Here is a 17704-nt window from a genome sequence, read left to right as displayed (position 1 = left end):
AACGCTGTGACGAAGATTACTCCGAAGAGGATCACCAGCAGCGGCCACCAGCTTTCCAACCAGGACGACGATTCACTTGACGAACTCATCTCAACAATTCTCCTTGACCACTTTCAAATCCTAACTGAGAACCGGCAAATCTTCTAAGCGGGAGATGGTTCAGGTACCCCCTCCCCCCTTGGGCGTATTTTGCAAGGAAGCCTTTTGAATACAATAGGTTAGAGACAGGATGTGCCGCTAAAATATTGCATCCATGGGGCTTACGCCTAAAATACTTGTTTTGAGGCAGTTAGGAGCCGGTTTGCGCCTGCTCTCGTGGTGAAGGACGACGTGGTGTTTTGTGGTCCTTTCGTGGTGTGATCGTGGTTCGTTGTGGACGGGTTAAATGTGGAGGGCTGCCGCAGCTTTCGCCGATGGCAGCCCTTGATTCTGATCTCTCATTTAATTGTAGCGAACCAGACATAACTCATACGCCAAATTTGGCGTAGATTTTTCTGATTATTTTTGGTCAACGGCATTAGTGCTGGCCGCACCGATATGCCGTCACCCAATGCAATGTTTTGCCGCCACGTAGCGACGTAACATTTCACGACTATCCCGCCATACATTCGGATGAAACCCGCTACCTGGTACAAGCTAATCCCGCCACCGAAGCTAGGAGGTCTTGACCTGCAGCCGCTCCAAAAAGCGACTTAGCGGGCCGGCCGCTCGAACTTGCGGAAAACCCGACCTTGAGGGTTAGAGACCTCTGGAAAAGGTTCGCTTCCGTATCCTATAAACGCGTATGCCTGGTTTCGATGGTCCACCTTGTCACTCCATCTCGACATCGGGCAGGACCCAGGTCTTGTCGAAGAGCGCTTGGGTAGGGGCGTAGGCGCGGAAGATGAACTCGAATTTGCGGTTAGGGTCGGTGGGGATCCAGTTGGACTCTTTGCCGTCGGGAGCTTTGGGACCGATGTATAGATCGATGGAGCCGTCGGGGTTCTTCTGGAGCTCGGGGATCTGGGAGGAGCGGCTCGCGCGGTTGACTCCCTTGATGAGTGTATGGAGCTCGCGGTCGTAGGCGGTGAGCGACCAGTACTGTTTGACCGGCGCGTTAGGGGGCACCGTTTGTTTGTAGGTCTTTGCGCCGTCGAAGTCGTTGCCGTCCTTGTCTTTGATGGAGAAGAGATACATCTGTCCGCCGCCGAGATTCTTGATGCCGATAAAGGCCACGCTGTAGACGACGGCGCGCTCATCTGTGGGGTAGGCGTTGAGATCGGCGTAGGAACTGCTCGCAGCCTTTACCAAGTCGGGATAGCTGGGGAACATCCAGTGGCTGTTTGAGGGGAAGAAGGACGGGAAGCCGGCGTCGTACTTTGCGTATAGGAAGGTGCGGGCGTCCTGAGCGGCGGAGTTGAGAGTGGATTTCAGTTGGTCGGAGGGCTGGTAAGGCTTGCCCTTCTCGATACCGATAGATTTGAGCGCGTCGATCATCGCGCGGTCGCGGTCGATCCATGGCTCAGACTGGATAACGTTGTTGAGGTGATCGAAGAAGCTGGCGTCGTACTTGATGGTGGAGTCGAAGTTGATGTCCTTGACGTCGGTGAAGACGGTCTCTGGCGGGTGGGCGGCGGCGGCGAGCGGGTAGACCTTAATACGCTTGCCGTAGTTGACGGCTGATTGAACGTCGGCGTCCGAGTGGCTCTTGAAGTTGGCGCGGAAGAGCATGTAGTTGCCGAGTGTGTCGGACTGGAGGGGGATGTAGCCTGCAGGGATCTTTTCTTTGTAGCCGGGAGGCAGGATAAGGTACTTGCCCCCCTTACCCTTGTCCGTGCCGAGCAGTCCGGCGTCAGCCAGAGGCATCTGCCAGAGCGTGACGATGTTGCCATTGAAGGAGCCATTATCATCACCGGGGGGAAGGTCAAGGACGACGGGGCCTTCCTTCGTGTTGACGAAAGTGATGAAGTAGAGAGCGTCTGGGTTGGGCGTCAGCGTCTGGTTATGCCAGTCGAGTGGGCGTCCCCAGTAGATGACCTGTCCGACCTTGGCTTGGGTTTTGGTGAGCATCTCCTGGAGCATGAGGTCGTAGTTGACGGCAGGCATACCCCAGATCGCCGCCTCGACCGCACGGGAGTGAACGAGGTCACTAGTAGATCCATTTCTTTGAGCGGATGTGTTCTCCGGCGCCTCTGCCTTCTTCTGTTCGCAAGCGGTAAGTGCAACAAGCAGGCTGGCTATGAAAACGGGCGAGATGCGATGAAGGTTCGAGTGACGCACTGGAGAGGGCATGCGTTGAGCCTCTGGTGACGACAAATTGTCCCAGATGGTAAGAGATAACGCAAACATGATAGTTCGACAGCAGTCTAAGTTGCTGTGGTCGAAAAACGGAGTTTTCAGTTCGAATCTCCGGCGCACACCCTTCTGCGCTGATGAGATTTTGGCCAGCTTCGGCCCTTGATCAAAACACCTTTTGGGGGAACAGACGCCTATCGCCGATCGAAGGCCAGACGCCTTTTGTTGAATGGATGAACAAGTCTGGGTGTAGCGTCGCCTGGATGCTGAAGTGGTGGATAACGCGGCGTGATGCTGCGCCATCGTATTCGCTGGGTGATCCGTTTCCCAGAAAAGGCAGTGAACAACAATGGCAAAACAAGCGCATATGGATGCCGCGCGGCATCATAACGAAGCAGCAGGTCACCACCTCAACGCAGCCGAAAAGCATGACATGGGTAACCATGATGAGGCTCACAAACACTCCCAGAAGGCACATGAGTCGTCCACGACGGCGCATGGCAAGTCAACAGATGCTCACACGAAGTCGGCATCGTCGGCGAAGAAATAGCTAAGAGCCAGAGGGGGCCGCGGTCATGCCGCGGCCCCTCCTACTTAATAAACCTTGTGAGATGGCCAACTTTGAAATGGAACTGTGTCTCTCATAGGATGATTCGCACGTGGCGCGAATGCCGGGAATCTATAGACCAACACAGGAGATTGACATGCCACTTAATGACGTTTTGCTGGATGAGTTGCGCGATATGTACAGCGCAGAAAATCAGTTAGTGAAGGCGCTACCCAAGCTTGCCAAGGGAGCGAAGGACGCGAAGCTGAAGGAACTTTTCACGAAGCATTTAGAAGAGACCAAGGGCCAGGTAGAGCGGTTGAAGCAGGTCTTCGAGCACCTGGGCGAGAAGCCAACTGGAGAACACTGCAATGGAATGGAGGGCATCGTTGAAGAAGGGAAGGATGCTCTGGAAAAAGATGAAGAGGGAGCGTCATTCGATTGCGGTTTGATCGGTGCTGCGCTCAGGACGGAGCACTACGAGATCGCGGGGTATCAGGCGACGATTGCGATGGCAAAGACTCTCGGGATGCAGGATGTGATCGACCTGCTGACGGAGAATTTGAATGAAGAGCTGGCGGCGGCGGCGAAGATCACCGAGGCTGCGCAGCCAATTCTTCTGGAGAGTTCGCAAGAGCCGGAGCATAAGAAGAAGGCTATGTCTGCGAAGGAGAAGACGTCTGCGCAGAAGAGCCGCGAAGATGAAAAGGCAGCGGCTCCTGGGTTGAGGAAGAAGGCTTCCTAGATCCACGGTTAAGGCAAGATGCCTTTGGCTGGTGAGGGGATGAGACGTTGCCGAGAAGGCCGAGCTGGGCGTTCTGCAAGCAACTTCTCATCCCGTCCTTCGCAAACGCGAGCAGGAAAAAGCGCGGAATCCCGTCAGTTCACGGTCGTAGGAACGCGTGTAAATACCCCTCTACAGAACAGAGAACAACACTTTGCTGATTATTTGGTATCTCTGCGACTGAAGTCGCATCCAAACTCTGCGGTCAAGACATTTGAGTGAGGGAACGATATGAAGAAGGGTTATTGGGTTGTTGCGTATAGGACGGTTGGTGACGAGGCGACGATGAAAAACTATGTGGCGTTGGCTGTAGCGGCATTGGGGCAGTTTGGGGCGCGCACGCTGGTGGCTCCTGGCAGCACGGTGACGGCCCACGAGTCCGGGCTGAAGCAGCAGACGGTCGTCGTTGAGTTTGATAGCTACGAGCAGGCGCTGGCAGCGTATGAGAGCGCGGATTATAAGAAGGCTCTGGTTGCGCTTGGCTCAAGTGTGGAGAGGGATTTTCGGATTGCTGAGGGAGTGTAGGCCTTCAGCGAATGCGCACTCGAGGCGTTATCATTTCCTGGGAATGGGCCGGTCTGAGTGGCGGCGCGATCGGGGTGTTCCCGCAACTTGGTGTGTCCGCAATCGGGAGCAGGGATAGAAGCCTTCTGTAAGCGGGAATAAACAAACGGGAAGGGTGTTTCTATCTTAACGAGCGCAAAAGACAGCACATACGATCGAGTTCGTTGCGCCGCAAATCATTTGGATTGAGGTACTACTTTGACTCCCTATCTGAGCTCAGAAATAGACATCGCCAGTTGCGGCGTGTCTAACGATCCTTTTTCGCCACTAGATTCTCGAGAAGGGAATCTCAGCATTCTTTTCAACCCAAAATATCTGAGATATCATGTTTCTTAACCAGCGACTCCGGCCAAACCGGCCCAGTATCTCCGGTCTCGTTGTTGGTTGCTGAGAGATCCATCTGTAGATTGCGTCTGGATCTGATCGAGATACTACGTCTCTCGTTGCATGCCGTTGACTATGCGACAAAAGGCTATGCTTTGGGCCTCGTTGAGTTTGCCTTGCAATCTTCCAGTGGACGAAAGAAGCTGGAGTACCTTGGTCAGACGATCATTGCGGCGAGCGATGAACTGTGCGAAGGAGAACTCGACGATTCGCAGCTGGACTTCGTCGAATCCGCGCGGACAATCTCTGCGGCGCTGTCGTCCACATGTCAGCAGGCAAACGAGATTTCTTCGCACACCGTCGTGCTCCTGCGTGGAGGTATACGTCGAAACTCGCGAGAGTTAGTACAGCTGGGTGAGCGCGCAGACCGTCTGTTGCGACTGTGCATTGTTGCGTTTATGAAACAGAAGGTTGAGTACGCCGAGGCAGTTCTGCGCGACATTGACGAGTGGAAACACGGTATTGAGGAGAACCTCCCCGGACCGAAATCCGGCGCATCGGAGACGAGAGACGCGCGCGAATGGGCGATTGCGGAAAGCTTGACGCGAATTATGGAGAATTTGCGCCATATATCAGTAGCGTCCTTATTACCGTACCGCTCTTAGAATGTTGGCCTTTTAGCCTTTGCGGCAACGGATACGAGGGACGCTCCACACAGGGCGGTCCTGTGTGTCCCCGAGAATTCTTTTTTTCGGGAATATTCTCTCAAGTCCGGTTTTGTAGAGGTAGTGAACTATGTCTTTGACCCCTGAGGGCTCACCTGTTGTAGAGGCTGCTGCTGGTATCGAACATATTGATGGATTGTTCAGCTATGCGTTGGTACTCACTCGCAATCGGAGTGAGGCAGAAGACCTGGTGCAAGAGACTTATGTTCGCGCCATACGGGCGATGGGAAGTCTGCGCATTGGCAGCAACGTAAAGGGCTGGTTATTTACCATCTTGCGGAACATTTGGTTCAATCAGTTACGGCACCGGCGCACCGCAAAAGTTGTTGCAATGGATGGAGAGGAGAACGCTGTGGATTTCGCAGATACTGCAAAGGATCCTTATGCGTTCTACGTGAGTAAGATGGAGCATCAGCAAGTGCGCGAAGCAATTCAACGACTGCCAGCAGATTTTCGCGAGGTCATCCTGTTGCGCGAGTTCGAGGAACTTTCCTATCAGGAGATTGCAACGATTTTGGACTGTCCCGCAGGGACGGTAATGTCGCGCCTCGCAAGGGCGCGCACTAAGCTGCGGACGTTGCTTTCGGCTGCCTTTAAGACCTCCGATTTCGCGAGGAAGGAGGTCATGGAATGAATTCTGACGATGAACACAGCCATAACGTCTCACTCCATCTCGACAACGAATTAAGCGATCAAGAACTAGAAGACTTTCGCGCTCATCTTGCAGACTGCGCGGACTGTAAAAGTCAGCTTGAGGAAGAGCAGGCACTTGCGGATCTTCTGCATCGGTCGCGCCCCCTCTACAGGGCTTCGGATGAGTTGCGTGCCCGTGTCATTGCGGCTCAAGATGTCTCCGTGTCCGGGCATGTGCCGGAGCGTCTTCACAGGCGGGTGTTGCGGCTCCTGAAACAATCAATGGGGCCCGGCGAACTCACGGCCTTCCCATGGAGAGCGGTGGCGACGATTGCTTTCGTGTTTGTGCTGGGGATGGTATTCGTTCCAACGATCGCTCGGCATGCGCGTGCTGCCTCCTATGTGGATACGGCGTTGACCACGCACAGAAACTATCTTGACGGCAAACTTCCGCTCGAGATTAATTCGGAATCTCCGGAAGAAGTAACGGCGTGGTTTGCGGGTAAGGTCCCCTTCGACTTCCGACTGCCGACATCTCAATTGTTACCAAATGATCAACCTGCTTATCGACAGGTTGGAGCAAGACTGGTGAGCTACGGGAACAGTTACGCCGCTCTGGTCTCGTTCGCGATGAAGAACGACCGGATTAGCCTGCTGGTTGCTTCGAGCAAGTCAGCTGAGGCATATGGTGGGGAGGAGATCGTCTCACGTGGGCTAACCTTCCATTACCAAACGAAGGGGGGGTTCAATGTAATTACCTGGACCACGCATGGTCTCACCTACGCTTTGGTCTCGTCGTTGCATACTTCCGCTAGCCGGTCCTGCCTTGTCTGCCATCAGAATATGGCTGACAAAGGTGAGTTTCGTGAACAGTGAGTCTGGGGTGATCTGACTTTCGAGATTCGCTTCATCGCCTCGCGATGCGTTTCGACAGGTTCCGGGGATATTCTGTTTCTAGATGCCCCGATTGATTCAGACACTACGCGCCGCAGCGATCTCTGTTGCATTCGTACTTTCAGGCACAGGGTCCGGGGTCACCCAACAGAAATCCCTCGTGCTATTCCATGACGTTCACCGCGCTATGGGATCGGAGTTCACCATCGATCTGTATGCTCCGAATCAGGAGACGGCAGACCAATGGATGCAGCTCTCCTTCGAGGAAGTTGACCGAATCGAAGCACTCCTCAGCAACTATCAGCCAACGAGCGAGCTTTCACGCATCAGCCGTGAAGCTGGCACGCATCCGGTCACCACCGATCCCGAGACCTTCGACTTTCTTCAGACTGCACTCTCCTGGAGTAGTCGTTCAGATGGAGCGTTTGACATCACAGTTGGGCCTCTGATGCGCGCATGGGGGTTCTTCTTCAATCACGGACGCATCCCGACGGAAGAGGAGCTGCTCGCTCTGAAAAAGCAGACGGGCTGGAACAACATCCACCTCGATGCGTCGACCCGCACTGTCTCTTTCATCAATTATTCTTCGATGGAACTCGATCCCGGTGGCATCGGCAAAGGCTACGCAGTTGATCGTGTCGTCGCGTTGTTACGTCAGCAACATGTATCCGCCGCGCTGATCTCGGCGGGAAGCAGTACCATCTATGCGATCAGCGCTCCTCCTGGATCGAAGGGCTGGCTGGTAAACATTGCCGATCCTGCGCATGCAGGCAGCACTCTCAGCACAATTCTCCTTGCGGATACTTCGCTGTCCACGTCGGCCTGCACGGAAAAATTCTTCATCAAGGACGGCCATCGTTACTGCCATATCCTTGATCCACACACGATGCATCCCGTAGAGAACATGCTGCAGACCACTGTCGTCGCGCCTTCGGCCACGGACAGCGACGCCTTGTCCACGGCGACGTTCGTCATGGGTTCGGACGCGTCAGCGCTTCTGCTGCAATCCTGCCCGCAGACGGAGGCCGTGATCGTATCAGGCACTCCTGACAGTCCGCGCTATCGGGCTATCCACTGGCCAAATCCATTGCACGAAACAAAATAGAAAAGAGAGTACTGACACGATGATGAACCGACGTCTTTTTGTTCAAGGTCTATCCGCGGCAACACTCGCAGCGAAGTCGATGACCTCCATCGCAGCGATGAACGTTGCCGATCCAGCTGCCCCTGCACCCGTTCGCCTTGGAATCATAGGGCCTGGCAGTCGAGGCAAAGAGCTGATCCGCAATTTTCTCCGCGTACCCGGAGTGACCATCGTCGCGGCAGCAGATGTATACCCGCCGCGCTTTCAAGAGCTCAATCAGCTATGCGGATATACCGTTGCATCGCACTCCGACTACCGCACTCTGGTTGACCGCAAAGACCTTGACGCTATCGTCGTCGCTACTCCGCTCAGCTTTCATGCGGAACAGGTGATCGCGGCGCTCGAAAGTGGACACCACGTGTACGGTGAGAAGACGATGGCCTTCACCGTGGCCGAAGTAAACGACGTCGTAAAAAAAGTTGACGCCGGCAAGCAGATCTTTCAGGTGGGCCATCAGTATCGCTACGCGCCCTGGATTCAATCTGCCATCGACTACGTACAGCGTGGAGAAATCGGCGATGTGACCCATATCTATGGATACTGGCACCGCAACAACGATTGGCGCCGTCCTGTGCCTGATCCATCTCTCGAACGCCTCATCAACTGGCGCCTCTACAACAAGTTTTCCCTCGGGTTGTTGGCCGAGCTGGGTTCGCACCATATAGACATCGCAAACTGGGTGTTCGGTGAAACAGCTCATGCCGCGTACGCCACCGGCAGCATTGCCGTCTACCACGATGGCCGCGAGAATGACGATAACGTGCAGGCGGTGCTGAGCTACTCCAAGGGCCGACGCTTCGTCTTTAGTTCTCTGACTGACAATGCCGAGGTGGGTAACCAGCTTTGGATCTACGGCACCAAAGGCAGCCTGAATCTCACGCTCGAAGACGCGGAGTTTTTCTACGAACCGAAACGCGCTAACCGACTCCCGTCAAAGCCTGGTGAGAAAGTAAAGGCCATAACTGCCGGGGCTTCTTATCGTCCTGGGGGCGAGATGCCGTACCGTGGTGCTGGCAAACGTCTCGACATTCCCGTGACCGAAGATCCAACGACCACCGCCTGCCGAGCCTTCATCGAATGCATCCGCACAGGTCAAAAGCCCGTCGCCGACGCGCATATCGGCATGCGCTCCGCACTGTCGGTTATCACGGCGAATCAATCGCTGGGTGCCAGACGAGAGCTCGAGGTTCCGGCCCCGGTTTAAGAGGTCTGCGGATCTCCTAACGGTTTTACAAATCCAGTGCGCTTGGACGCAAAACCGCCTCATCGGACGTGTCTGTTTCTCGATGTGGACTGAAACTAACCCCTTACCAGGTTGCACCCCCTCCCTTCGCTCCCATAAACTTCACAGGAGCGTCGAATTCATATCGTGTCCTTTCCCACAAAATCGTTTTTCCATCGGCACCCGCTGCTTCTCTCGCTGTGCCTGGCATCTTCTCTCCTGTTGCCTTCTTCCGGCCTCAACGCGCAGTCAAGCTCATCGAGCAGCAGCAATCCGGACACAGCTCCCGACGCAGCCGTCCCGAAGGAGCCACCAGCCAAGGTTGCGCCTCGCGTCGCTCAGCCTGAAGCCGGCGGCTCTGCCATCACGCTCGAGACCAGCGAACCCCTCTTTTATCTCGCCGTCGCGTTGAACGTCTGCGGTTACGACGCCGATCTCGCCAACTCCGCCCCGGTTCGCCTGAAGATCCGCGATGAGATCAACGCCGAGGTGGCTGACTCCGCCGAGGCACGCACCAGCAGAGACGCCCTCTGCGGCTACGTTCGCGATCACACCCTCGGCGATGCCAGCCTGAATCTTGCCCAATACATCTCGCTGGCTCTCTACCTCACACCACCTCCCGAACTTACCCCCACGGTCGGCGAGACCGAGCTTCCCCCCGACTCCACCCAGGTCGTCAACATCCTTCCGCTCCTCAGAACCTTCGCCGAAGACGTGCATCTCCACGCCATCTGGATTGGGCATCGCCCCGAGTACGAAGATCTCCTCAAGCGCGTTCACGATCCTCTTACGAAGACAGTCCTCGCCACCAATATCTATCTGCATCTCCCCGTCAGCAGCTACGACGGCCGCCGGTTCCTCGTCCTTCTCGAACCGATGCTCGCGCCCTCCACGACCAACGCCCGCATCTACTCGAACGACTACATCGTCGTCACGTCGCCCGCAGCCGAACCGCTCGGCGCCGTCCACATGGACGACATCCGCCACATCTACCTCCACTACGAAGTTGAGCCTCTGGTCTACTCTCGCGCCACCGCGATGGAACGCCTCCAGCCACTGCTCAAGGCCGTACAGGACGCTCCACTCGACTACACCTACAAGACTGAGATCGTACCCCTCATCACCGAGTGCCTCATCAAGGCAATCGAAGACCGAACGATGGATGTCGGGATTGCCAAGCCGGCCAAGCCCGGCGCCGTCAAACAGCGCGCAGAGATCGAACAGTACAACGCGGAGCTAAGCACCTACGAGCACGACGCCGAAGCCACTCGCCGCAAGGCCGTAGACCTCGCCATGCGCCAGGGCTGGGTCCTTACCGAATACTTCTACAACCAGATCGGCCTCATGGAGAAGGATTCCGTCAGCCTCAAGGAGTACATGGGCGAGATGGTCTACGGCATGGACATAGAGCGCGAGAGCCATCACGCCAGGCAGATCGCCTTCCTGCCCTCCGGCAGCCGTGACGTTCTGCGCCGTGCTCCGCAACAACTTACCGGTCTCCAGCTAGCCGAGGAAAAGATCTACAAGGGAGATCTCACCGGCGCCTCCGACATCGCTACCAAAGTCCTCGCCGATCCCAACGGCGACCATGCCCAGGCCCACTACGTTCTCGCTCGCGTGAATCTCATGCAACGCCAGCCCGGAGCGGCCTTCGCCGACTTCCAGGAAGTCCTCGACTCCTCAAAGGATCCCCGCACCCTCGCCTGGTCGCACATCTATCTAGGCCGCCTCTACGACGTCAAAGACGATCGCAAGAAAGCCGTAGCCGAGTACCAGGCCGCACTCACCGTCCGCGACGCCCAGCCCGACACCAAGGCCGCCGCGGAGAAGGGAATCAAAGAGCCTTTCGTCGCACCAAAAGTGGCCCAGCAGGCCAAGGACGAAGATGACGACGATGCCCCCCTCGACCCCAGCGGTAAGGCCGAAAAGGACGCCTACCGCCCTCCACCCCCCCCCTAACTGGATTCATCCCGCGCAAACCAGCCGCGAACCACCAGTGCGCAACCGCCTACGTCCGGTAAAGTAAAGCAGGGGAGTTTCATGACGACGCGCCATAAAAAGCCCGGACGATCCCAGTCGAACGACGCCCCCCCGGCTCTGTTCGACCACATCTTCCAGCGTCCCGATCTCCTCACCTGGGCCCTCACCCACCGTTCCCTCGCCTACGAGACCAATCCCGAGACCCTCCCCGACCCAGCCGCCGACAACGAGCAGCTCGAGTTCGTCGGCGACGCTGTCCTCGGTCTCGCCGTGGCCGAATCCCTCTTCCGCCGCTTCCCATCCTCCCGCGAGGGAGAGCTCACCCGCCTCCGCGCCTCTCTCGTCAGCCGCCGTCATCTCGGCGAGGTAGCCGCCCGCATCGACCTCGGCTCCCTCCTCCGTCTCGGCCGCGGCGAAGAGCAATCCGGCGGCCGCAAAAAGCCCGCCCTCCTCGCCAACGCCATCGAAGCCGTCATCGCCGCCCTATATCTCGACGGAGGTCTCGACGCCGCCCGCGCCTTCATCGAAAAGCACATCATCGAGCCCGCTCTGCCCGACCTCCACCTCGCCCTCGACGGCAGCAAAACCTTCAGCGGCGCCATCGGCGACCACAAATCCGCCCTCCAGGAGCATCTCCAGGCCACCGGCGCCGGCCAACCCCAATACGTCCTCACCGACCAGAGCGGCCCCGACCATCAAAAGCGCTTCCGCGTCGAGGTCCGCGTCGACGACAAATCCGGCGGCTCCCGCGCCCTCGCCGAATCCGAAGGCACGACCAAAAAACAAGCCCAGCAGGCCGCCGCCCGTCTCGCGTTCGAACGCCTCATCGCGGAAGCCCGCCTCGTCGCCGAATCCGCCTCACTCGACATAACCGCGGAGGTGGTCGAGTGACCCAACCCGCCGCCGTCTCGAGCAACCCCGGCATCCCAATCGCCTCCGTCACGTCCGAGGCTCCGCAAACCCGTCTGCCGAATCCCCGTCCGGCTTCAAACCATCCCCGCCGTCACCCGCACCACGACAGGCCCAGCGTCGCCACCGCCCTTCAATCTCTTCTGCACCTCATCGTCATCGCCATCTTCATCATCACCTTCTGCGTGCAGCCCTTCCGCATCCCCTCAGAATCGATGGAGTCCACCCTCCTCGTCGGCGACTTCCTCCTCGTCGACAAGCAGGCCGCAGCCCCCGACGGCGCAGGCACCCTCCTTCCCGCAGCCACCGTCCACCGCGGCGACATCATCGTCTTCCACGACCCCGTCGACTCCACCCTCCATTTGGTCAAACGCGTCATCGGCCTCCCCGGCGACCATCTCCGCCTCCACAACGGTATCGTCTACATCAACGGCCACGCCCTCACCGAGCCCTACGCCGTCTACCGCCCCAGCCCGCCCGACAACTTCCGCGACAACTTCCCCCGCCTCCAGGCCCCCGACCCCGAGATCGACTCTCACTGGTGGATTCGCATGCGCTCCCTCATCGAAAACAACGAGCTCATCATCCCCACCGGCAACTATTTCGTCCTCGGCGACAACCGCAACGACAGCGAAGACAGCCGCTATTGGGGCTTCGTCCCCCGCGAGGCCATCGTCGGCAAACCCCTCGTCATCTACTTCTCTCTCCTTCCCCACGAGTCCGACGACCCCACCACGCTCACCCAGCCCGACGCAACCGCCAAACCCATGCACCCGCGCCCCAGCAAGCTCGAATCCGTAGTCGACTTCGCCCGCTGGAGCCGCACCTTCCAAATCGTCCGCTAGACTCGGACACCCTACATTTCCAAACGGATCACGATCCGATATATTGAAACGCTATCGCCGCGAAGGTCACCTATCGAGTGCGGAACAAGTTCGATGCTGCGCGTAGCTAGTCTCTCCATCGGTCAGCGCCAACACACCAATCACGGGTCAGAATCAAGAAATTCCAAGCGACAGAAATGAGTGGCGACTAAAAATCGCCACCTGGGCCACTCCCAATTCTTTCGAGAGGAGATTCAATGACCACCTCATTCCTCCGGTTCGCCGTAACGGCGACGTTCCTCTTCTTCACCTCCGCCGCACAACCCCAAACCCCATCCAGCAACAAGACACAAACTCCAACCCAAAAGGGAGCTCAGTTTCAACTCTCTCCGGCGAAGACCCCTCTCGTCTTCGAGCCCAATCGCGGACAAGCCGCTTCGAACTTCCAATGGATAGGCCACGGTGCAGGATTCCGTCTCGGAATAAGCAACGACGGCGCCACGCTCGAGTTTGTCGACCGCAAAGCCACCCCACCCGCAAAGCCAAGGTTTCTGAACCCATCCGACTTGGCAAAGCCGCAGGCAAAGTCAAAGAGTGCGCCCAGCACCCTCGTCAAACTGCATCTCTCCGGCAGCAACGGCTGGAAGCCGGCAGGAGCGGAGCCATCCGGAGGCATCAGCAACTACTTCATCGGAAAAACTTCAGCCACCTGGCAAACCGATATCCCGCAGTACGCGCAGGTCAAAGTGGCAAGCGTCTATCAAGGCATCGACCTCATCTTTCACGGAGACGAGAGCGCGCTCGAATACGACTTCGTCCTCGCCCCAGGAGCCGATCCCCGTCAGATTCAACTTCAGTTCGAAGGAGCTGCCAGTCTTGAGGTGGACAAAACCAACGGCGACCTCGTGCTTGCAACAACCAACAAAACCGAGCTCCTTCGTCACGCCCAGCCCAAAATCTATCAGGTAGTCGGCGGAAAGAATGTACCAGTCAAGGGCGGATTTCAAGTACTCAAGGGAAACATCGCAAGCTTCACCATCGAAAAATACGATCGCGCCAAACCTCTCGTGATCGATCCCACTATCCGATTCGTCACCTTCCTCGGAGGCTCGGACACCGACGCCGCAAATGCCGTAGCCGTCGATGGCCGCGGATTCACCTACGTCACAGGACAGACCTACTCTGGCAACTTCAACGTCGTCGGAGGAGTCATCCAGAGCGGCAGATCCGGTGACTCCGATGCATTTGTAACCAAACTAGGCACAGGTGGAAATATTGTCTTCTCCACCTATCTCGGTGGCGGAGACAACGACGCAGGCTACGGAATCGCGGTCGACGCCAGCGGCGTCTATGCTGCCGGCCAAACCCACTCCGACGACTTCCCGCTCGCTCAGGCCTTGCAGGCTGAGAAAAGAGGGGACGGCACAATCTTCGTTACCAAGCTGTCACCCTCAGGCAACCGCCTCGTCTACTCCACCTATCTCGGTGGATCCAACGCCGAAAATGGCGGGGCCATTGCCATCGACGCGTCTCAGTCGGCATACGTCGCGGGATTCACCACGTCGAGAGATTTTCCAGTCGTGCACGGCTACGAATACTATCGAGGTGCCGCCGTCAGCGGGTTCGTCTCGAAGATTGCTCCAAACGGAGTCTCACTGGTCTACTCCACGTATATGGGTGGATCGAATGTTGATTCAATCTCTGGCATTGCGGTCGACAGCTCGCTCTCCGCCTACGTCACCGGCGAAGCCGCATCAAACGATTTTCCATACGCCGGCTACCAGTCCACCATGTTCGGCGGATCGCCTTCCGCATTCCTGACCAAGTTAAGCCCGGCAGGGGACTCGCTCATATATTCAACCTCTCTGAGCCTCGAGACCACCATCGGCACAGCAGTATCGCTGGACTTCGCCGGCAATGCCTACGTCGCCGGAACCTTCTGCTCGCCTTGTGAATCGCCACATCCGGATTTGGTCTTTGTGTCGAAGGTTTCGCCCGCAGGCAAGCTGACTTACTCCAAACTCTTCTCAGGAACCGATGGCAGCTCCGACGGCTACGCGATCGCCACGGACGCAGGCGGAGACACGTGGGTAGTGGGCAGCACATCCTCAACAACCTTCCCTGGCGCTCCACCCCTCACTCCAAATCCAACCGCTGGCTTTCTCATGAAACTGGACGCAAACGGAAACGGTCCCCTCTACACCATCTTCCTCGGCGCCTCGATCAACGGAGTGGCAGTCACAAAGCCCACTTCAACTTTGGGTCAAATCGTCTACCCGACCATCTACACCGCGGGCATGCGTTACACCGGAGGTAAATCCGCCTCGAATCAGGATGCCTTCGTAGTCAAGCTCGATGAAGAACCGGTGATCGAAAACCAGCCCTAAAATCCTGAGGCGTGATTTCTACGGACATCCATCCCGATGAGTAGATTGTTCCCTCCGTCCGGACATTTCGATGCTAAGCCCGCTAATTATTTCCCTCCAAATCCGTGCGCCTTCAGATACAAAATCTACATAGTGTGTCGTTTCCTCAATTTAGACCGCTCCATAAATCTGGATGTGAAATTGCTTGCACATAACATCTGTATCCAGCAATCGGCGAGTACCGATTCAAATTGAGTCTGAGGCGTGGCCATGCCTCTGGCGAACGCAGAACTGTCGCTGTCTGTCGGTTCGATTCGCTAGGCGGCAGGCAGTTGCGCCCATCGTCTGCTCATTCGCTCAGCGACGATGTATTGCGGTCCACCTGGAAGATCGTTCTTTCTGAAGCATTGATAGTTGCATCTGTCTGCTGACGAAAATCCATTGGAGGTTGTTCGGCAGGACGAAAGTCCTTCGGCCCCTGCACGCTTTTTAAACTCCCCTGATCGCCGGAGTAATTCACACCTCCGAGCGTCTGGCGTTCCTTTCGCCGGCACGCTTTAGGTGAACTACGGCCTCAATCGCCAACGATGGGCGAGCGCCGCGCAACGTTCATTGACAGTCGCCTGGCAAAGCACTACGAAACCTGGCCGGCTGCGCAAATGCATCTTCAAGAAAGGTCGGAACCTGAAATGTTTGTCATGAATCTACGCATCATCTTTGCAGGATTAATATTCGCAACTCTGCTGTGTCGCGCGACCGCCCAAAGCCAACCATCTGTTCGAGAACCCGACACAGATCTTCTCAAAGAGTTTCGCCCGATCGGCGGCACCGGCAATAATCTCGCCAACCCGCGCCTCAACAGCACTCCGGGATCACCGGAGATCGCCATCGCCCCGTTGAACTTCGCACGAGGAACAAAGAATAGCCTCGTGCCCGCACCCAATCCCCGCACGATCAGCAACGTGATCGCCGGCGGAACCGGCGCCCAGGGCCAAAGCGCCGACACGGAGGATCCCGTCGCTACCGCATGGCTCTATGTCTTCGGACAGTTCGTAGACCACGACCTCGATCTTGAACAAACCCCGCTCACCTCGGCCGCAATCAACATCGTCATACCACCCGGCGACCCCGTCTTCGAAGCAGGAACAACCATTCCCATGACGAGGGACACGCGCAGTCGCGCCACCAACACCATCATCAACACGGTCGCCGGCTACCTGGACCTCTCTCAACTCTATGGCTCAACCCCGGCAATTGCCGCCAGCCTCACCAACCCCGACGGAACCCTGATGAGCTCAGACAACGGTCAGGCTCTCCCCGTCGTCAACGACACCTTCATCACAGGCGATCCCAGGGTGATGGAAAATCCCGAGTTGACCGCCATCACGATCCTCTTCATGCGCGAACACAATCGCTGGGTCGCTACTCTCAAATCGCAGCATCCGAACTGGACAGGCACCCAGCTCTACAACATGGCAAAAGCCATCACCACCGCCGAATATCAGAACATCGTCTACACGGAGTTCCTGCCAACTTTGGTTGGCTCGGCAGTCGGACCATACAAAGGCTACAACTCCACGGTCAACGCCCAAGTCACCCAGGAGTTTTCGACAGCAGCCTTCCGAGTGGGCCACTCACAGGTATCCGATACTCAAGAAGGCCTCGACAACCACGGCAACGTCATCTTTACCGAGTCGCTGGCACAAGCCTTCTTCAATACTCCGGAGATCGACGAGGCCAACGGAATCAATCCGCTCCTGCGATCCATCGGGACAGATTCCTCTCAGGCTACCGATGTCTACACCGTAGGCGCTCTGCGCAACCTGCTATTTGCTGGCCTGGTCGGTGGCGGAGTCGATGAGATGGATCTGATCGCCATCGATATACGACGTGAAAGCGATGTAGGTCTGGGAACTCTCAACCAGACACGACGCGCACTCGGGTTGCCGCCCTACAGTTCCTTCGCCGACCTCACCGCCGACCCGGTCCTGCAAAGAAACTTCCAAACCATCTATGGCGACATATCGAAACTCGACCTGTTCATGGGAGGCTTGGCCGAGAAGCACGCCTCCGGCGCAGTGGTCGGTCCGACATTTCAAACCATCATCGCAGACCAGTTTCAGGCACTGCGTACCGGCGATCGTTTCTTCTGGCTTAATCAAGGGTTCAATAAAGATCTAGCCTCGGCCATATCCAATACCACCCTTGCCAACCTCATCACATGGGATACCGACACCACTCTCGCTCAACAGCCAAACGTCTTCGTGCAGAAATTGCCACAAACCCACAATCCACCCCATGTGGCCACCCCCGCCACCATCAATACACACAACCGGAAACCGTCGTTCCAATACTGAACGCCATGCCTGGACGGCCATATCTGCACCGGTATGGCCGTCTCAGGCTCCTCGCCCGCCGGTACCGCGCCCTCCAAATCTTCCGCTGACTCCTCCGCGCGTCTGTGCTAAGGTTTCCTCCAGCCCCACAATCATCTAGGCTCTCGAAAGTTTGACC

General features: G+C 57.0%; 14 protein-coding genes. 13 read left to right on the top strand and 1 reads right to left on the bottom strand.

Annotated elements, in window-relative coordinates:
• Positions 1-810 precede the first annotated feature (810 nt).
• Positions 811-2271, bottom strand: coding sequence for a DUF1254 domain-containing protein (locus HDF14_RS16150; protein WP_183978566.1), 1461 nt, complete (start codon positions 2269-2271; stop codon positions 811-813).
• Between the two features lie 352 nt (positions 2272-2623).
• Between HDF14_RS16150 and HDF14_RS16145 the strand changes: the two genes are divergently transcribed.
• The 13 genes from HDF14_RS16145 (at position 2624) to HDF14_RS16085 (ending at position 17547) form a co-directional block, all read left to right on the top strand.
• A complete protein-coding gene (locus HDF14_RS16145) occupies positions 2624-2824 on the top strand; it encodes a hypothetical protein (RefSeq protein ID WP_183978564.1) in 201 nt (66 codons plus the stop codon).
• 154 nt (positions 2825-2978) lie between these two features.
• Complete coding sequence (locus HDF14_RS16140; protein ID WP_183978562.1) at positions 2979-3566, top strand: ferritin-like domain-containing protein; 588 nt, start codon at positions 2979-2981, stop codon at positions 3564-3566.
• Between the two features lie 270 nt (positions 3567-3836).
• Complete coding sequence (locus tag HDF14_RS16135; protein ID WP_183978560.1) at positions 3837-4130, top strand: DUF1330 domain-containing protein; 294 nt, start codon at positions 3837-3839, stop codon at positions 4128-4130.
• Positions 4131-4669: 539 nt separating this feature from the next.
• The gene (locus HDF14_RS16130; RefSeq protein ID WP_183978558.1) at positions 4670-5158 is read left to right on the top strand and encodes a hypothetical protein; all 489 of its coding nucleotides are present in this window, start codon (positions 4670-4672) and stop codon (positions 5156-5158) included.
• A gap of 130 nt (positions 5159-5288) precedes the next feature.
• Positions 5289-5852, top strand: a complete 564-nt coding sequence (locus HDF14_RS16125; protein ID WP_183978556.1) for a sigma-70 family RNA polymerase sigma factor — start codon at positions 5289-5291, stop codon at positions 5850-5852.
• The gene (locus HDF14_RS16120) at positions 5849-6727 is read left to right on the top strand and encodes a zf-HC2 domain-containing protein (protein ID WP_183978554.1); all 879 of its coding nucleotides are present in this window, start codon (positions 5849-5851) and stop codon (positions 6725-6727) included. Before HDF14_RS16125 ends, HDF14_RS16120 begins: the two co-directional genes overlap by 4 nt.
• An 82-nt stretch (positions 6728-6809) precedes the next feature.
• The gene (locus HDF14_RS16115; RefSeq protein ID WP_183978552.1) at positions 6810-7850 is read left to right on the top strand and encodes an FAD:protein FMN transferase; all 1041 of its coding nucleotides are present in this window, start codon (positions 6810-6812) and stop codon (positions 7848-7850) included.
• Positions 7851-7869: 19 nt separating this feature from the next.
• Positions 7870-9093, top strand: coding sequence for a Gfo/Idh/MocA family protein (locus HDF14_RS16110; protein ID WP_183978551.1), 1224 nt, complete (start codon positions 7870-7872; stop codon positions 9091-9093).
• 165 nt (positions 9094-9258) lie between these two features.
• On the top strand, positions 9259-11070 hold the full coding sequence (locus HDF14_RS16105; protein ID WP_183978549.1) for a tetratricopeptide repeat protein: 1812 nt from the start codon (positions 9259-9261) through the stop codon (positions 11068-11070).
• Between the two features lie 81 nt (positions 11071-11151).
• The gene (gene rnc / locus HDF14_RS16100) at positions 11152-11982 is read left to right on the top strand and encodes a ribonuclease III (protein ID WP_183978547.1); all 831 of its coding nucleotides are present in this window, start codon (positions 11152-11154) and stop codon (positions 11980-11982) included.
• Complete coding sequence (gene lepB, locus HDF14_RS16095) at positions 11979-12845, top strand: signal peptidase I (RefSeq protein WP_183978545.1); 867 nt, start codon at positions 11979-11981, stop codon at positions 12843-12845. Before rnc ends, lepB begins: the two co-directional genes overlap by 4 nt.
• 236 nt (positions 12846-13081) lie before the next feature.
• On the top strand, positions 13082-15211 hold the full coding sequence (locus tag HDF14_RS16090) for an SBBP repeat-containing protein (RefSeq protein WP_183978543.1): 2130 nt from the start codon (positions 13082-13084) through the stop codon (positions 15209-15211).
• Positions 15212-15879: 668 nt separating this feature from the next.
• Positions 15880-17547, top strand: coding sequence for a peroxidase family protein (locus tag HDF14_RS16085; RefSeq protein WP_183978541.1), 1668 nt, complete (start codon positions 15880-15882; stop codon positions 17545-17547).
• Positions 17548-17704: the final 157 nt, after the last annotated feature.

The sequence above is a fragment of the Tunturiibacter gelidiferens genome (genome assembly GCF_014201335.1).
Taxonomy (GTDB): Bacteria; Acidobacteriota; Terriglobia; order Terriglobales; family Acidobacteriaceae; genus Edaphobacter; species Edaphobacter lichenicola_E.
This window is presented reverse-complemented; position numbering and strand designations above follow the sequence as displayed.